General features: G+C 74.8%; 2 protein-coding genes. Both read right to left on the bottom strand.

Translation table 11 applies throughout. The features are described from left to right. Window positions 1-121: 121 nt before the first annotated feature. A complete protein-coding gene (locus ACHZ99_RS18350) occupies window positions 122-16915 on the bottom strand; it encodes an SDR family NAD(P)-dependent oxidoreductase (protein WP_420305710.1) in 16794 nt (5597 codons plus the stop codon). A 64-nt stretch (window positions 16916-16979) separates the two neighbouring features. Beyond that, window positions 16980-19022, bottom strand: coding sequence for an SDR family NAD(P)-dependent oxidoreductase (locus tag ACHZ99_RS18345; RefSeq protein ID WP_420305709.1), 2043 nt, complete (start codon window positions 19020-19022; stop codon window positions 16980-16982). Window positions 19023-19025: the final 3 nt, after the last annotated feature.

Below are 19025 nucleotides of genomic sequence, written 5' to 3'. Positions count from 1 at the left end.
ACGCGTGCCAGGTAATCCCGCAGCTTGTCTTCGTCCGCCATCTGTCCTGCTCCCATGCCTTGCCGAGCCTTACCGATTGAAATGCCGAAGTTGATCGCGGCCCGGGCCGGGCCGTGCGGGCTCAGAGCCCGAGATCCTTCTCCACGAAGCTAAAGAGCTCCTCATTGCTCGCTTTGCGCAGCGAGTCGAGGACTTCCTCGCCGCTCTCGTCGGACGCGCCCGGGGCCGCCAGCCGGGACAGCAACGCCTCCAGCCGCTCCACGAGAACCACCCGCTCCGGGTCGTCCGACGGCCGCGCCGACAGCGTCGCGCCGAGCCGGTCGAGGTCGTCGGCGGTGACGACCCCGCCGCCCGCGCCGCGCCCGGGGGCGAGGCGCGTGGCGAGGTGGTCGGCCAGCGCCAGCGGCGTCGGATAGTCGAAGATCAGCGTCGCCGGAAGCTGCTGCCCGACCAGCGTGCCCAGCTTGTTGCGCAGCTGGACGGCGGTGAGGGAGTCGAAGCCCAGCTCCGAGAACGGCCGGTCCGCCTCGATGCCGCGCTCGCCGCTGTGCCCCAGGACCAGGGCCACCTCGCGGACCACCAGCGCCCGGACCCGCTCGGTCCGCTGATCGGGGTCGAGCCCGGCCAGCTCCGCGGTCAGTGTCGCCGCCCGGTCGGCCCCGGCGCCGCCGCCGTCCGCCGTCGGCCGGCGGGAGCCGCGTACGAGCGTGCGCAGGAGCGGCGGCGCGGACGCGGGGTCGACCCGGGTGGTGTCGAGGGCGACGGGCAGCAGGTGGGCGCGGGCGGCGGAGATGCCGGTGTCGAGGAGGGCGAGGCCCTGCTCGGTGGTCAGCGGCGTGAGACCCCCGCGGGTCAGGCGGGCGACGTCGTCGTCGCCCAGCTGCCCGGTCATGCCGGACTGTTCGGCCCACAGGCCCCAGCCGAGTGAGGTGGCGGGGAGTCCGTGGTGGTGGCGGTGGGTGGCGAGGGTGTCGAGGAAGGTGTTGGCGGTGGCGTAGTTGGCTTGGCCGGGGGCGCCGAGGGTGGCGGCGGCGGAAGAGTAGAGGACGAAGGCGTCGAGGTTGAGGTGTTCGGTCAGCTCGTGCAGGTGCCACGCCGCGTCGACCTTGGGGCGCAGGGCGGTGGTGAGGTGGTGGGGGGTGAGGTTGTGCAGGGTGGCGTCGGCGAGGGTGCCGGCGGTGTGGAAGACGGCGGTCAGGGGGTGGTCGTCGGGGATGGTGTCGAGGAGGGTGGCGAGTTGGTCGCGGTCGGCGGTGTCGCAGGCGGTGATGTGTACGTCGGCGCCGAGGGCGGTGAGTTCGTCGTGCAGCTCTGTGGCTCCGGCTGCGTCGGGTCCGGAGCGGCTGGTGAGAAGCAGGTGGCGTACGCCGTGCGCGGCGACCAGATGGCGCGCGGTGTGGGCCCCGAGGGTGCCGGTGCCTCCCGTGACCAGGACCGTGCCCTCGACGTTGAGGGAGACCGCCGGACCGGCGTCGGCGGAGTGGCGGATGAGCCGCGGTACGAGCACGTGGCCGCCGCGCAGGGCGAGCTCCGGCTCGTCCAGCGTGAGGACGGCGGGCAGGGCCGACCGGCTGTCGGGGTGCCCGTCCGTGTCGACGAGCGTGATCCGGCCCGGGTTCTCGCTCTGCGCGCTGCGCACCAGACCCCACAGCGGGGCGTGCGCCAGGTCGGCGCCCTCCTCGTCGTCGGCGGTGGCGACGGCCCCGCGGGTGAGCACGACGAGGTGCCGTTCGGCGTTCGCGTCGTCGGCCAGCCACTTCTGTACGTGCCCGAGGGCCTGCGCGGCGGCGCGGTGCACCCGCTCGGCCACCGGAAGGTCCGGGTGCTCGTCGAGGACCGCGACCACGTCCGGCGCCCCGGCACCGTCCGGCGCGACCTCCGGGACCTCCGCCCCGGCCGACAGCACGGCCCACGGCGTCGACGGGACCGCCGTTCCGGCCACGGACGCGGGCGTCCACTCCACGGCGAACAGCCGCCTGCCCTGCCCGTCCGCGCCGAGCGCCGCGAGCTGGCCGCGGTCGACCGGCCGCACCGACAGCGCCTCCACCCGGGCGACCGGCGCGCCCGCCGCGTCCGCCAGCGTGATGCGCGCCGTGTCCGCGGACTCGCGCCGCAGGTGGACCCGGAGCGCCGTGGCACCGGTGGCGTGCAGCTCCACACCGGCCCAGGCGAACGGCAGCCGGGCGTCGTCGCCCTCCTCCGCCAGCAGGCCCAGCGCGTGCAGCGCGGCGTCCAGCAGCGCCGGGTGGAGCCCGTAGCCGGTGGCGTCGGCCCCGGCGCCGAGCGAGACCTCGGCGTACACGTCGTCGCCGTCCCGCCAGGCCGCCGTCAGCCCCTGGAAAGCCGGGCCGTACCGGTAGCCGCGCACGTCGAGGTCGTCGTAGACGGAGTCGACGCCGATCGGCTCGGCCCCGGGCGGCGGCCACACGGTGAGGTCCGGCGCGGCACCGGGCTCCGTGCCCGCGGCCGTGAGCCGGCCCGTGGCGTGCAGCGTCCACGGCTCGCCCCGCCCGGTCCGCGAGTGGACGGTGACCGTGCGCCCGCCGTCGCCGTCCTCGGCCGCGACGAGCACCTGGAGGTGCACGGTGCCCTGGTCCGGCACGACGAGCGGGGCTTCCAGCGTCAGCTCCGCCAGCCGGAGCGCGCCGACCTGCTCGCCCGCGTACAGCGCGAGTTCGACGAACCCGCTCCCCGGAAGCAGCACCGTCCCGAAGACGGCGTGGTCCGCCAGCCACGGGTGCGTACGCGGCGAGAGCCGCCCGGTGAAGGTGACGGCGCCGCCGTCGGCGTGCTCCACTGCCGCGCCGAGCAGGGGGTGGTCGGCCGCCCCGAGCCCCAGCCCCTCGGCGTCCCCGGCCGCGGGCAGGGCGTCGAGCCAGTAGCGCTGGTGCTGGAAGGCGTAGGTGGGGAGGTCGCCGAGCAGCGGCGCCGCGGCGGTCGGCCAGGCCACGGGGGCGTGCACCGTGTGGACCGCGGCCAGCGCGCCGGTGAAGGCGTCGACCTGCCCCCGCTTGCGCTGCTGGGCCGCGACCGCGGTGGCGGGCGCGGTGAGGGTGTCGGCGGTGAGGGTCGTCAGGGTGGTGTCGGGGCCGAGTTCGAGGTACGCGGTGGTGCCGGCCTGCTCCAGGTGGGCCGTGACGGCGGCGTATTCGACGGTGTGCCGCAGCTGCTCCGCCCAGTAGTCGGGCGAAGCGGCCTGGTCCGGCGTGAGCGGCAGGCCGGTGCGGCCGGAGACGACCGGCAGCGCGCCGCGCCGCGCGGACGTATCGGCGACGGCCGCGCGGAACTCCGCCAGGATCGGGTCCATGTGCGCGGAGTGGAAGGCGTGGCTGACCCGCAGCCGCCGGGCCGGCACCCCGATGTCGGAGCAGCGCTCCGCGACCGTGTCCATGGCGTCGGCGTCGCCGGAGACGACCGTGGAGACGGGCGAGTTGTGCGCGGCGACCGAGGCGCCGTCGACGTCCTTCAAAACCCGGGTGACGGTGTCGCGGTCGGCGGCGACGGACAGCATGGCGCCGCCCGCGGGCAGCGTCCCCATGAGCCGCGCCCGCGTCGCGACGAGCCGCGCCGCGTCGGCGAGGCTCCATACCCCGGCGACGTGGACGGCGGTCAACTCCCCGACCGAGTGACCGGCCAGGAAGTCCGGCCGGATCCCGAACGACTCCGCCAGCCGGAAGAGGGCGACCTCGTAGGCGAACAGCGCGGGCTGCGTGTACGTGGTGTCGTTGAGCAGCCCGGCCTCGGCACTCTCGGCCGCCGCGAACAGCAGCGGCTTGAGCGGCCGCGGCAGGTGGGCGTCCAGCGCCGCGCAGGCTTCGTCCAGCGCCTCGGCGAACACCGGGTACGTCTCGTACAGCTCCGCGCCCATGCCCGCGCGCTGCGCGCCCTGGCCGCTGAACAGCACCGCCAGCTTCCCCGCCCGGTACCGCCCGGCGACCGCGCCGGGCGCGTCCTCGCCGCGCGCGACAGCGTCCAGCCCGGCGAGCAGCCGGGCGCGGTCCGTACCGAAGACCACCGCCCGGTGGTCCAGCACCGCGCGCGAACGCACCAGCGAGGCGGCCACCGCGCGCGTGTCGGCCCCGGGGTGCTCGTCGAGGTACGTCCGCAGCCGCCCGGCCTGCGCCGCCAGCGCCTCCGCCGTGTGCCCGGACACCGGCCACACCACCGGCCCCGGCACAGCCGGCGCATCGGCGGCGGCCGCGTCGTCGGCCGGCGGCTCCTCGATGATCACGTGCGCGTTGGTGCCGCTCATGCCGAACGACGACACCCCCGCCCGCCGCGGCTTCCCCGCCCGCGGCCACGGCACCTCGTCGCGCAGCAGCTCCACGGCACCCGCCGACCAGTCGACGTGCGGCGACGGCTCGTCCACGTGCAGCGTCCGGGGCAGCAGCCCGTACCGCATGGCCTGCACCATCTTGATCACACCGCCGACCCCGGCCGCGGCCTGGGTGTGGCCGATGTTGGACTTGACCGAGCCGAGCCGCAGCGGCGCGTCCGCGGGCCGGCCCTGGCCGTACGTGGCCAGCAGCGCCTGCGCCTCGATCGGGTCGCCGAGGCTCGTGCCGGTGCCGTGCGCCTCGACGGCGTCGACGTCGGCGGCCGACAGCCCCGCGCCCGCCAGCGCCTGGCGGACGACGCGCTCCTGGGACGGCCCGTTGGGCGCCGTCAGGCCGTTGGACGCGCCGTCCTGGTTGACGGCCGACCCGCGGACGACGGCGAGGACCGGATGGCCGTTGCGCCGCGCGTCCGACAGCCGCTCCACGAGCAGCAGCCCCACGCCCTCCGACCAGCCCGTGCCGTCCGCGCCCGCCGCGAAAGCCTTGCAGCGCCCGTCCGGCGCCAGCCCCCGCTGCCGGCTGAACTCCACGAACATGTTCGGGCTCGCCATCACCGACACACCGCCCACCAGGGCGAGTTCGCACTCGCCCTCGCGCAGCGCCTGGCCCGCCATGTGCAGCGCCACCAGCGACGACGAACACGCCGTGTCCACCGTGATCGCCGGGCCCTCCAGACCGAAGGCGTACGAGACGCGGCCGGACGCGACGCTGCCCGCGCTGCCGATCCCGATCTGCCCCTCGAACCCCTCCGGGATCCGGGACAGCCGCGAGTAGTAGTCCTGCGAGATGACCCCGGTGAACACGCCGGTGCGGCTGCCGTGCAGCGACCGCGGGTCGAGGCCCGCGCGCTCGAACGTCTCCCACGCGGTCTCCAGCAGCAGCCGGTGCTGCGGATCCGTCGCGGTCGCCTCCCGCGGGCTCATGCCGAAGACCGCGGGGTCGAACTGCTCGGCCTCGTACAGGAAGCCGCCCTCGCGGACGTACGACGTACCCGGATGGTCGGGGTCGGCGTCGAACAGCGCCTCGGTGTCCCAGCCGCGGTTCTCCGGGAACGCGCCGATCGCGTCGCGCCCCTCGGCCACCAGCCGCCACAGGTCCTCGGGCGAACGCACGTCGCCCGGATAGCGGCACGCCATCCCCACGATCGCGATCGGATCGCCCTCCACCCGGGCGCCGGCCGCCGGCACCACGGCCTCGGACCCGACGCCGAGCACCGTCCTGCGCAAATACTCCGCGAGCGCGGCGGGCGTGGGGTGGTCGAAGACGAGGGTGGCGGGCAGCCGCTCGCCGACCGCGGCGGACAGCCCGTTGCGCAGCTCGACCGCGGTGAGGGAGTCGATGCCGAGATCCTTGAACGAGCGGTTGACGGCCACGGCGTCCTCGCCGTGCCCCAGCACCGTCCCGACGTGGCTCGCCACGAGCCGCTCCAGCACCTCCCGCTGCTCGTCGGCCCCGAGACCCGAGAGCCGCCGCGCGAGGGCGGAGGAGCCGTCGCCGCCACCGCCCGCCGCGCCCGCCGCGGCGGCCTGGCGCCGCCGGACGGGCAGCAGGCCGCGGAACAGGGCCGGCGCCTGCGCCGCGTCGAGCCGCGCCGGGTCGACGGCGGCCGGGACGAGGAACGGCACCGCGGAGACGCAGCCCGCGTCGAGGAGGGCGAGGCCCTGCTCGGTGGTCAGCGGCGCGAGGCCGCCGCGGGAGAGGCGGGCGACGTCGGTGCCGTCCATGTGCCCCGTCATGCCGGACTGCTCGGCCCAGTAGCCCCAGGCGAGGCTGACGGCGGGCAGGCCGTGGTGGTGGCGGTGGCGGGCGAGGGCGTCCAGGAAGGTGTTGGCGGCGGCGTAGTTCGCCTGGCCCGTCGCGCCGAGGGTGGCGGCGGCGGACGAGTAGAGGACGAAGGCGCCGAGGTCGAGGTGCCGGGTCAGCTCGTGCAGGTGCCACGCCGCGTCGACCTTGGGGCGGAGCACGGTGGCCAGGTGGCCGGGGGTGAGGTTGTGCAGGGTGGCGTCGGCCAGCGCGCCGGCGGTGTGGAAGACGGCGGTCAGCGGGTGGTCGCCGGGAACGGTGCCGAGGAGCGCGGCGAGTTCGTCGCGGTCTGCGACGTCGCAGGCGGCGATGCGTACGTCCGCGCCGAGGGCCGTCAGCTCCTCGCGGAGCGCCGCCGCGTGGGGCGCGTCGGGACCGCTGCGGCTGGTGAGCAGCAGATGCCGAACGCCGTGCGCGGTCACGAGGTGGCGGGCGGTGTGCGCGCCGAGCGTGCCGGTACCGCCGGTGACCAGGACGGTGCCCCCGGGGTCGAGGGCCAGGGAGTCCCCGGCCGGGGGAGCGTACCGGGCGAGCCGGGGGACGAGAGGCTGCCCGTTGCGCACGGCGAGCTGGGGTTCGTCGAGAGCAAGGGCGGTCTCGACGTGGCCGGTGAGGTCGGCGGAAGGGTCATCGGTGTCGAGGAGGACGACGCGGCCCGGGTGCTCGCTCTGGGCGCTGCGGACCAGACCCCACAGGGGCGCGTGGACGAGGTCGGCGACGTCCTCGTCGGAGGACGCGGCGACGGCCCGCCGGGTGACGACGACGAGGCGCCGGTCGGCGTTCGCGTCGTCCGCGAGCCATTCCTGTACGAGCCCGAGGGCCTCGGCCGCGGCGTGGTGGACCTGGGCGGGCAGCGGGCCCGCCGGGTCCGCGGGCGCCACGTGCAACCGGCCCGCCGCCGACGGCACGGCGTCCGCCGGCACACCCGCGGTGAGGACGGTCCAGTCGCCAGGCGCGGCGGCGGACGCACCGGCGGCCGGCGGGGCAGCGGCGGTCCAGTCCATGCGGAAGAGCCGGTTGTGCGTGCTCGTACGGGCCTGGGCGAGCTGCCCCGGGTCGAGCGGACGCAGCACAAGCGAACCCACCGTGGCGACCGGCCGGCCCTCGACGTCGGCCAGCGCGACGGCGACCGTCGTCTCGTCGACCCGCGTGACCCGCGCCCGGACGGCGCCCGCCCCGGTCGCGTAGACGCTGACGTCGTTCCACGAGAACGGCAGGAACACGCCGCCGCTGATGGCGTCGGTGAGCCCGAGCGTGTGGAGCGCGGCGTCGAGCAGCGCCGGGTGGACGTCGAAGCCGGACGCGTCGGTCGAGGCGTCGAGGCCGACCTCGGCGTAGAGGCTGTCGCCCCCGCGCCAGGCCGCGGCGAGCCCCTGGAAGACCGGCCCGTACTCGTTGCCGCGGGCGGCGAACGCCTCGTACAGATCGCCGACCGGGACCTGCTCGGCACCGGCCGGGGGCCACGCGGCGAGGTCGTCGGCGACGGGCGGCTCGGCCGAGCGCGCGGTGAGCACGCCGACGGCGTGCAGCGTCCACGGCTCGTCGTCGGAACCCCGGGAGTGAACGCTGACCGAACGGTCCTCGCCGCCGTCGGGCGGGCCGACCGACACCTGGAGTTGGAGGGTGGTGGTGGCGGGGATGACGAGGGGGGCTTGGAGGGTGAGTTCGGCCAGGTGGGGGTGGGCGGTGTGGTCGCCGGCGTGGAGGGCGAGGTCGACGAAGGCGGTGCCGGGGAGGAGGACGGTGCCGTTGACGGCGTGGTCGGCGAGCCAGGGGTGGGTGCGGAGGCCGAGGCTGCCGGTGAACGTGACGGCGCCGTCCGCGGCGGCGTCCACAGCGGCGCCGAGGAGGGGGTGGGTGCTGGGACGGAGGCCCAGGTCGGAGGGGTCGCTGTTGGTGGCGGGGACGTCGAGCCAGTAGTGGGCGTGTTGGAAGGGGTAGGTGGGGAGGTCGGCGGGTGTGGTGGGGGTGGTGTGCCAGTCGACGGGGGCGCCGTGGGTGTGGAGGTGGGCGAGGGCGAGGCGGAGTTGGGTGGGGGAGTGTTCGTGGCGGCGGAGGGTGCCGGTGGTGAGGGCGGACGGGTCGGTGTCGGTGATGGCCGTCGTCAGTGTCGGGTGGGGGCTGGTTTCGACGTAGGTGGTGTGGCCGGTGTTGATGAGGTGGGTGAGGGTGTGGTGGAAGCGGACGGTTTCGCGGAGGTTGGTGTACCAGTAGTCGGCGGTCAGGCCGGTGGTGTCGAATTCCTCGCCGGTGACGGTGGAGTAGAACGGAATCGAGGCTGCCGCAGGCTCCAGCCCTCCGAGCGTGTCCAGAATCGTGTCGCGGAGTTCGGTGACCTGCGGTCCGTGGGAGGCGTAGTCGACGGGCAGCAGCCGGTTCCGTACACCTGCTTCCTCACATTGGGCGAGGTACTCCTTCACCGCGTCGGTGTCGCCGGAGATCACGGTGGCGGTCGGGCTGTTGACCACCGCTACGGAAAGCTTGCCGTCCCAGGCGGCGATGGCGTCCGAGACCTCGTCGTGCGGCAGTGCCACCGACGCCATGGTGCCCTTGCCGGACAGGGCCCGGATCGCCTGGCTGCGCAGGCACACGACCTTGGCCGCGTCCTCCAGCGTGAGGGCGCCGGCGATGTGGGCGGCGGCGATTTCGCCTTGGGAGTGGCCGATGACGGCGTCGGGCTGGATGCCGTGGTGCTGCCACAGCCGCGCCAGGCTGACCATCACGGCGAACAGCGCGGGCTGGACCACATCCACCCGCTCCAGCAACACCCCTTCCGGGTCGGACAGCACGTCCGTCAGCGACCAGTCGTCCGCGTAGGCCGAAAGGGCCGTCTCACACTCCGCGATGGCCTGGGCGAAGACGGGCTCGGCGTCGATCAGGTCGGCGGCCATGCCCGCCCACTGCGCACCCTGACCCGGGAAGACGAACACCGTCTTGCCTTCGGACTGCTCGCTGCTCGCGACGACGCGCGCGGAGGGCTCACCCGCCGCCACCGCCGCCAGCCCTTCCAGTAGTTCGTCCCGCTCACCACCCACGACCACCGCCCGGTAGCCGAGGGCCGAGCGCGTGGTGACCAGGCTGTGTGCCACCTGCGTCGGCGACATCTCCGGCCGCTCCGTCAGGTGGGCGTGGAGTCGTGCGGCCTGGTCGGCGAGCGCCTGCGGCGTGTGCCCGGACACCGGCCACGCCACCACGCCACCCGGCTCGACCACCTCGGCCGCGACCTCGGCCTCTTGCGCCTGCTCGATGATGATGTGGGCGTTGGTGCCGCTCATGCCGAACGACGACACCCCCGCCCGCCGCGGCCGCTCCTCATCCACCGTCCACGGCCGCTGCTCCGTGAGCAGTTGCACCGCGCCCGCGGTCCAGTCGATGTGCGACGAGGGCGCGTCGACGTGCAACGTCCGCGGGAGGACCCCTTCCCGCATCGCCATGACCATCTTGATGACGCCGCCGACACCCGCCGCGGCCTGCGTGTGCCCCAGGTTCGACTTCAGCGACCCCAGCCACAGCGGCGCGTCGTCCGGGCGCTTCTCCCCGTACGTCGCCAGCAGCGCCTGCGCCTCGATCGGGTCGCCCAGCGTCGTCCCCGTACCGTGCGCCTCCACCGCATCCACATCCGAAGTCGACAAACCCGCATTCGCCAGTGCCTGCCGGATCACCCGCTGCTGCGACGGCCCGTTCGGCGCGGTCAGGCCGTTCGACGCGCCGTCCTGGTTGACCGCCGACCCGCGCACCACCGCCAGCACCTTGTGCCCGTTGCGCCGCGCGTCCGACAGCCGCTCCACGAGCAGCAGCCCCACGCCCTCCGACCAGCCGGTGCCGTCCGCGCCGTCCGCGAACGCCTTGCACAGCCCGTCGGGCGCGAGCCCGCGCTGCCGGCTGAAGACGACGAAGGCGTGCGGCGTCGGCATCACGGTGACTCCTCCGGCCAGCGCGAGGTCGCACTCGCCCTGCCGGAGCGACTGGGCCGCCATGTGCAGTGCCACCAGCGACGACGAACACGCCGTGTCCACCGTCACCGCCGGACCTTCAAGCCCCAGCGTGTACGAGATCCGCCCCGACGCGATGCTGCCGAGCGTTCCCGTGCCCATGAAGCCCTCGTACTCGTCGGGCACGGACGGCAGACGCGTCAGGTAGTCCTGGTTGACCAGGCCGGTGAACACACCGGTCCGGCTGCCGTGCATCGACTGCGGGTCCATGCCCGCCCGCTCGAACGTCTCCCACGCCGTCTCCAGCAGCAACCGCTGCTGCGGATCCGTCGCCGTGGCCTCGCGCGGGCTGATCCGGAACAGGGCGTGGTCGAACTCGGCGGCGTCGTACAGGAAACCACCGCGTCGGACGTACGAGGTCCCGAAGCGCGACGGCTCGGGGTCGAAGATCGCGTCCAGGTCCCAGCCGCGGTCCTCGGGGAACTCCCCGATCCCGGTGCGGCCCTCGGCGAGCATCTGCCACAGGTCCTCCGGCGACCTGACGCCGCCCGGGAAGCGGCACGCCATGCCGACGATCGCGATCGGCTCGTCGTCCGCCGCGGTCGTGCGCTGTGCGGGCACGAGGGCCGCGGTGGTCGGCGCGTCGCTCTCGTCGAGGACGGTGGCGAGGAGGAAGTCCGCCAGCACCGCGGGGGTCGGGTAGTCGAAGATCAGCGTCGACGCGAGGGTGAGGCCCGTCGCGCCCGCGATGCGGTTGCGCAGCTCGACGGCGGTCAGCGAGTCGAAGCCCAGCTCCTTGAAGGGGCGGCCCGGGTTCACGGCCGCGCCGCTGCCGTGGCCGAGGACGGCGGCGACGTGGACGTTGACCAGGTTCAGCACGTGCTTGCGCCGGTCCTCCCGGCCCAGCCGGGCGAGCTGCCCGGCCAGCCCCGAGCCGCCGTCCGCGACGGCGGAGGCGGCGACCCGGCGGCCTCCGGTTCGTACCAGACCGCGGAGCAGCGGCGGCACCGTACCGCCGACGCGGCTCGCGTCCACCGCGGCGGCGACCAGCATCGGGTGGCCGCTCGCCAGCCCCTCGTCGAACAGCCGCAGGCCCAGTTCGGTGCCCAGCGGCGTCACGCCGCCGCGCGCCAGGCGGGCGAGGGCGTCGGCGTCCATGTGCCGCGTGAGCCCCGACGCCTCGGCCCAGAACCCCCACGCGAGGGAGAGCGTCGGCAGGCCGGCTCGGCGGCGCTGCGCGGCGAGGGAGTCGAGGAAGGTGTTGGCCAGCGCGTAGTTCGCCTGGCCGGGCGCGCCCATGACGGCGGCGGCCGAGGAGAACAGGACGAAGGCGTCGAGGTCGGCGTCGGCGGTCAGCTCGTGCAGGTGCCAGGCCGCGTCGGCCTTCGGGCGCAGCACGGACCGCAGCCGCTCGGGGGTGAGGTTGGCGACCGTCGCGTCGTCCAGCGCCCCCGCCGCGTGGATGACACCCCTCAGCGGGTGTTCGGCGGGGACGGTGGCGAGGAGCGCGGCGAGCTGCTCGCGGTCCGCCGTGTCGCACGCTTCGATACGGACCCGGGCGCCCAGCCCCGTCAGCTCCTCCCGCAGCTCCGCCGCCCCGCTCGCCGCCGGCCCGGAGCGGCTGACGAGCAGCAGGTCCCGTACGCCGTGCTCGGTGACCAGGTGCCGCGCGAAGTGCCCGCCCAGCACGCCCGTACCGCCCGTGACCAGCACGGTGCCGTCGGCGCGGAACGGGGCGGGCAGGGTGAGGACCACCTTGCCGATGTGCCGCGCCTGGCTGAAGTACCGCAGGGCGGTGCGCGCCTCGTGGAAGTCCCACGCCGTGACCGGCAGCGGCCGGATCGTCCCCGCCTCGCACAGCTCACGCAGCTCGGCGAGCATGACCCGAACCCGCTCCGGAGCCGCCTCACCGAGGTCGAACGCGCGGTAGGAGACGCCCGCGTGGTCCGCGGCGACCGTCTCGGCGTCGCGGATGTCCGTCTTGCCCATCTCCATGAACCGGCCGCCGTCGCCCAGCAGCCGCAGCGAGGCGTCGACGAAGTCCCCCGCGAGGGAGTTCAGTACGACGTCCACTCCCGCGCCGCCGGTCGCCGTACGGAAGTGTTCCTCGAAGTCCAGCGTGCGCGACGACGCGATGTGCGCGTCGTCCAGCCCGTACTCCCGCAGGACATGCTGCTTGCCGGGGCTCGCGGTGGCGAAGACCTCCACACCCCAGTGCCGCGCCAGCTGGAGCGTCGCCATGCCGACACCGCCGGCGCCGGCGTGCACCAGCAGCTTCTCGCCGGGCCGGATCCGCGCCAGGTCCGCCAGCCCGAGGTACGCGGTGAGGAAGACGATCGGCAGCGTCGCCGCCTCGGCGAAGCTCCACCCCTCCGGCACGGCCGTCAGCATCCGCGCGTCGGCCTTGGTCACCGGGCCCGTACCGTGGATCAGCCCCATCACGCGGTCGCCGACCGCCACATGGGTGACGTCCGGAGCCGCTTCCAGGACGACACCGGCGCCCTCGCCGCCCAGGGCGCGCGCGTCGTCCACCACGCCGAGGGCGACGGCCACGTCGCGGAAGTTCAGCCCCGCCGCGTGCAGCCGGATCCGCACCTCGCCGGGTGCGAGCGGTGCCCGGGCCGCCGGGAAGTCCACCAGACCCAGGTCCTCCAGCGTCCCGCGGCCGGTGACGCCCAGCCGCGTACCGACGCCGTCGCCCGCCGCCGCGAACCGCTCGGCCCCGGGATACCGGGTCAGCCGCGGCACGTGCACGGTGCCCTCGCGCAGGGCGATTTGCGGCTCGTCGAGGGTGAGCGCGGCGGGCAGCGCCGCAAGGCTGTCGGGGTGCCCGTCGGTGTCGACGAGGACGATGCGGCCGGGGTTCTCGCTCTGCGCGCTGCGGAGCAGCCCCCACAGGGAGGCGTGCACCAGGTCGGCGAGCGCCTCACCCGGTTGCGCGGCGACGGCGTTCCCGGTGACGACGACCAGCCGGTCCCCGGCACGCGCGTCGTCGGCCAGCCACTCCTGCACCACGGCCAGCGCGCGCTCGGCGGCGGCCTGCACCCGCGCCGGTACGGAAGCGTCCGCGTCCCCGGCGTCGAGCACGGCGTGGACCGGCCGACCGTCCAGCCACCCCGCCGGAACCCCGAGCGCCACGGCCGCCCAGCCCCCGCCGGACGCCGCCCCGGGCGTCGCCTCCGGTACGGGCACGGGCGTCCACGCGACGGAGAACAGCGAACTGTGCGGGCGGGCGACGGCGGCGGCCTTGAGCTGCGCCGGGTCCACCGGGCGCAGGGTCAGGCGGCCGACCCGGGCGACGGGCTGGCCCGCCGGGTCGGCGAGGGTCAGCTCGGCGCTGGTCGCAGAGTGGCGGACGAGTCGTACGCGCAGGGCCGTGGCGCCGGTGGCGTGCAGCTCCACGTCGCTCCACGCGAACGGCAGCAGCACCTCGCCGGTGGCGCTTCCGTCGAGGGCGAGGGTGTGCAGGGCGGCGTCGAGCAGCGCGGGGTGGACGCCGTAGCCGTCGGTGTCGGCGTCGACGCGTACCTCGGCGAAGAGGTCGTCGCCCTGGCGCCACGCCGCGGTCAGGCCACGGAAGGCGGGGCCGTAGTCGTAGCCGTGGGCGGCGAGGTCGTCGTAGAGGGTGTCCGTGGAGAGTGCCTCGGCGCCCGGGGGCGGCCAGGTGGTGAGAGCCCCGTCCGCGGCGGGCGCGGCGGGGGAGTGGGCGGCGAGAGTCCCGCGGGCGTGCGTGGTCCACGGCTCGTCGGCGTCGGCTCCCTCGGGGCGGGAGTGGACGGTGACGGTCCGCGTGCCGGGCTCATCCGTCAGCCCGGTGATCACCTGAAGCTGGAGGGTGGTGCTGGCGGGGATGACGAGGGGGGCTTGGAGGGTGAGTTCGGCCAGGTGGGGGTGGGCGGTGTGGTCGCCGGCGTGGAGGGCGAGGTCGACGAAGGCGGTGCCGGGGAGGAGGACGGTGCCGTTGACGGCGTGGTCAGAAAGCCAGGGGTGGGTGCGGAGGCTGAGGCTGCCGGTGAGGACGGTGGACTCGTCGCTGCCCTCGGCGAGTTGCAGGGTGGCGGGGAGCAGGGGGTGGTTCGTGTCCTGGAGGCCGAGGGTGGCGGGGTTGCTGTTGGTGGCGGGGACGTCGAGCCAGTAGGGCTGGTGCTGGAAGGCGTAGGTGGGGAGGTCCGCCAGGGGGGTGGGGGTGGTGTGCCAGTCGACCGGGGTGCCGTGGGTGTGGAGGTGGGCGAGGGCGAGGCGGAGTTGGGTGGGGGAGTGTTCGTGGCGGCGGAGGGTGCCGGTCACGGTCACCGGGGTTTCGGTGGGGGTGTCGGTGATGGCCGTCGTCAGCGTCGGGTGGGGGCTGGTTTCGACGTAGGTGGTGTGGCCGGTGTCGATGAGGTGGGTGAGGGTGTGGTGGAAGCGGACGGTTTCGCGGAGGTTGGTGTACCAGTAGTCGGCGGTCAGGCCGGTGGTGTCGAACTCTTCGCCGGTGACGGTGGAGTAGAACGGGATCGAGGCTGCCGCGGGCTCCAGTCCGGCCAGGACGTCGAGGAGGGTGTCGCGGAGTTCGGTGACGTGGGGGCCGTGGGAGGCGTAGTCGACGGGCAGCAGCCGGTTGCGTACGCCCGCTTCCTCGCATTGGGCGAGGTATGCCTTCACCGCGTCGGTGTCGCCGGAGATGACGGTGGCGGTGGGGCTGTTGACGACCGCGACGGACAGCTTGCCGTCCCAGGCGGCGATGGCGTCCGCGACCTCGTCGTGCGGCAGCGCCACCGACGCCATCGCGCCCTTGCCGGACAGCGCGCGGATGGCCTGGCTGCGCAGGCAGACGACCTTCGCCGCGTCCTCCAGGGTGAGGGCGCCGGCGATGTGGGCGGCGGCGATTTCGCCTTGGGAGTGGCCGATGACGGCGTCGGGCTGGATGCCGTGGTGCTGCCACAGCCGCGCCAGGCTGACCATGACGGCGAACAGCGCGGGCTGGACCACATCCACCCGCTCCAGCAACACCCCCTCGGGGTCGGCGAGCACGTCCGTCAGTGACCAGTCGCCCGCGTACACCGAAAGGGCCGTCTCGCACTCCGCGATGGCCTGCGCGAAGACGGGCTCGGCGTCGATCAGGTCGGCGGCCATGCCCGCCCACTGCGCGCCCTGCCCCGGGAAGACGAACACCGTCTTCCCCGCGGACTGGACCTCGCCGCCGACCACCCGCGCGGACGGCTCGCCAGCGGCGATCGCCGCCAGTCCCTCCAGCAGCTCGTCCCGCTCGGCCCCCACGACCACGGCCCGGTGATCAAGCGCGGTACGCGTAGCGACCAGGCTGTGCGCGGCCTGCGCCGCGCTGATCTCGCCGTGCTCACTCAGGTGCGCATGCAACCGCCCCGCCTGCGCCGCCAACGCCTCCGGCGTGTGCCCGGACACCGGCCACGCCACGACGCCACCCGGCTCGACCACCTCGGCCGCGACCTCGGCCTCTTGCGCCTGCTCGATGATGACGTGCGCGTTCGTCCCGCTCATGCCGAACGACGACACGCCCGCACGCCGCGGCCGCTCCTCCGCCACGTCCCACGGCCGCCGCTCCGTCAGCAGCTCCACCGCGCCCTCGGTCCAGTCCACGTGCGGCGACGGCTCGTCCACGTGCAACGTCTGCGGAAGGATCCCCTCCCGCATCGCCATCACCATCTTGATCACGCCCGCCACGCCGGAGGCGGCACGCGTATGCCCGAGGTTCGACTTCAGCGACCCCAGCCACAGCGGCTGCCGGTCGGCGCGGTTCTTGCCGTACGTGTCCAGCAGGGCCTGCGCCTCGATCGGGTCGCCCAGCGTGGTCCCCGTACCGTGCGCCTCCACCGCATCGACATCCGACGCCGACAGCCGCGCGCTCACGAGCGCCTGCTCGATAGCCTTGCGCTGTGCCGGACCGTTCGGCGCGGTCAGGCCGTTGGACGCCCCGTCCTGGTTGATCGCCGAGCCGCGCACCACCGCCAGCACCCGGTGCCCGTTGCGTACCGCGTCCGACAGCCGCTCCAGCAGCAGCACGCCCGCGCCCTCCGACCAGCCCGTCCCGTCGGCCCCGGCCGCGAACGGCTTGCAGCGGCCGTCGGGGGACATGGCCCGCTGCCTGCTGAAGATCACGAAGCAGGTGGGCGCCGACATGACGGTGACACCCCCGGCGAGGGCCAGCGACGACTCGCCCTTCCGCAGCGACTCGCACGCCAGGTGCATGGCCACCAGCGACGACGAACACGCCGTGTCCACCGTCACCGCCGGGCCCTCGAAGCCGAAGGTGTACGACACGCGCCCGGAGGCGACGCTCATCGAGGCGCCGGTGCCGATGAACCCCTCGTACTCCTCCGGTACGGAGTCCAGGCGGCTGATGTAGTCCTGGTCCTCGACGCCGGCGAAGACACCGACCGGACGGCCGCGCTCCGCGGCGGGGTCGATGCCCGCCCGCTCGAACGCCTCCCACGCCGTCTCCAGCAGCAGCCGCTGCTGCGGATCCGTCGCCGTGGCCTCGCGCGGGCTCATGCCGAAGAACTCGGGGTCGAACTCCGCGGCGTCGTGCAGGAAGCCGCCGTGCTTGGAGTAGCTGGTCCCGGGGTTGTCCGGGTCCGGGTGGTAGAGGGCGTCGGTGTCCCAGCCGCGGTTCGTGGGGAACTCGGAGATCGCGTCGGTGCCGTTCGCGACCAGCTGCCACAGGTCCTCGGGGGTCGTCACGCCGCCCGGCAGCCGGCAGGCCATGCCGACGATGGCGATCGGCTCGTCGCCGTCCGTTTCGAGCTGACGGAGCCGCTGGCGGGCCTGCCGCAGCTCTGCGGTGACCCACTTGAGGTGGTCGAGAAGCTTCTTCTCGTTCTCCATTAGCGCAAGCTCCTTGAGTTGTCCGGGCGGGCCGTGGGCGTGTTCGGTGCGGTGGGGAGCGCCATCACGATTTCCCGAACTCGTCACTGATCAGGTCGAAGAGCTCTTCCGCGGTCACCGCGTCGAGGTCCTCGTTCGAACGGTCGTCGTCCGCGTGGTCGGCGCCGTCGCCGCACTTGGCGAGCAGCACCTGCAGCCGCCCGGCGATCTTGCGCCGGCCGCTGTCGTCGAGCGTGAGAACGCGCAGGGTCTCGTCGAGCTTCTCCAGCTCGGCGAGGACGGCCGCCTCGCCGGCCGGGTCCGGGTCGCCGATCCCGTCCAGCAGGTTTCGGGCGAGGGCGAGGGGGGTGGGGTAGTCGTAGAGGAGGGTGGCGGAGAGCTTCAGCCCGGTGCCCGCGTTGAGGGCGTTACGGAGCTTGACGCTGCCGAGCGAGTCCAGGCCGAGGTCCCGGAACGCCTTCTCGGGCTCGACGGCGTCCGCCGTCCGGTGGCCGAGTACGGTCGCCGTCCGCTCCCGTACGAGGTCCAGCACGATCTGCTCGCGGTCGGCCCGCGAGCCCGCGCCCTGCACCCGCTGCCGCAGCGCCCCGGCCGCGGCGGCGCCGTCCGCCACCGCCGTGTCGTCCGCGGCCTGCCAGGCGGCCCGCACCTCGGGGAACTCGGCGAGCAGCGGATTGCGCCGGATCGCCTCGCCCTGCGCGGCGGAGACGAGCGGCCAGTCGAGGTCGGCGACCACGAGGTGCGTCTCGTCCCGGTCGAGGGCCTCCTGGAGGGCCGCGACGGCGGTGTCGGGGGCCAGCGGCCGGACACCGGTGTTCTGGATGTTGCGCTCCACCGCCTCGTCCGCCGCCATGCCCGCGCCGCCCCACGGGCCCCAGGCGATCGACGTCGCCGGGAGACCCGCGGCCCGCCGGTACTCGGCGAAGGCGTCGAGGTGGGCGTTGGCGGCCGCGTAGTTGGCCTGCCCCATGCCGCCGAGAACGCCGGCGACCGAGGAGAACAGGACAAAGGCGTCCAGGTCACGGTCCGCGGTCAGCTCGTGGAGGTTGATCGCGGCGTCCACCTTCGGCCGCAGCACCCGCTCCAGCCGCTCGGGCGTGAGGGCGTCCACGACGCCGTCGTCCAGCACACCGGCGGCGTGCACCACGGCGGTCAGCGGGTGCTCCGGCGGGATCGCGGCCACCGCCGCGGCCAGCGCCTCGCGGTCGGCCGCGTCGCAGGCGGCGACGGTGACGTCGGTGCCCATGGCCGCCAGCTCCGCGCACAACTCCGCAGCCCCCGGGGCCTCATCGCCCCGGCGGCTGGTGAGCAGCAGATGCCCGGCCCCCCGGTCGGCAAGCCAGCGGGCCACGTGGGCGCCGAGGGCGCCCGTACCGCCGGTGACCAGCACGGTGCCGGACGGCCGCCAGTCGCGTACGGGCGTACGGGCCGTCGCCGCCGTACGCAGCCGGCAGCCGAACGCGCCGCCCGGGCGGAGCGCCACCTGATCCTCACCGTCCCGGCCTGACAGGCACGCGGCCAGCATCCGGCCGACCCGCGCGTCCAGCGGCCCCGCGACGTCGACCAGCCCACCCCAGCGGTCCGGGTGCTCGGCCGACACCACCCTGCCCATGCCCCAGACCTGCGCCTGGCCGGGCCGGCTCACGGCCTCCGCGGGGACGGCCGCCACGGCGCCGCTGGTGAGACTCCACAGCGGGGCGTCCCAGCCGACGTCACCGAGCGCCTGGACGAGCGTCACCGCGGCGGGCAGCGCGAGGCCGTCGTCGGCCAGCGCCAGCAGGGACAGGACACCGGCCACCGGCGCACCGTCGTCGTCCGCCAGAGCGCCGAGGGCCTTGGCGAGCGCGGTCCGGTCCGCGGCGGCGACGTCCACCGGCAGCGTGACGGCCTCGGCACCCGCGCCGCGCAGCGCGTCGGCACACCACGCCGCCCAACCGTCCGGCTCGGTCGAACCGGTCAGCGACTCCGGTACGACGACGAGCCAGCGGCCGGCGAGCGTGACGGACGCGGGTTCGGCCAGCGGCGCCCAGCCGAGCCGGTAGCGGGCGGTGGAGACGGCCGACAGCTCCGCCTGCCGCCTGCGCCACGAGGACAGCACCGGCAGCACGGG

It is taken from the genome of Streptomyces sp. MAR4 CNX-425, assembly GCF_048656465.1.
Lineage (GTDB): Bacteria > Actinomycetota > Actinomycetes > Streptomycetales > Streptomycetaceae > Streptomyces.
This window is presented reverse-complemented; position numbering and strand designations above follow the sequence as displayed.

What these genes read in the sequence shown, in the direction of transcription:
- ACHZ99_RS18350 (WP_420305710.1), bottom strand. Translation starts at nt 16,915, where the DNA reads ATGGAGAACGAGAAGAAGCTTCTCGACCACCTCAAGTGGGTCACCGCA.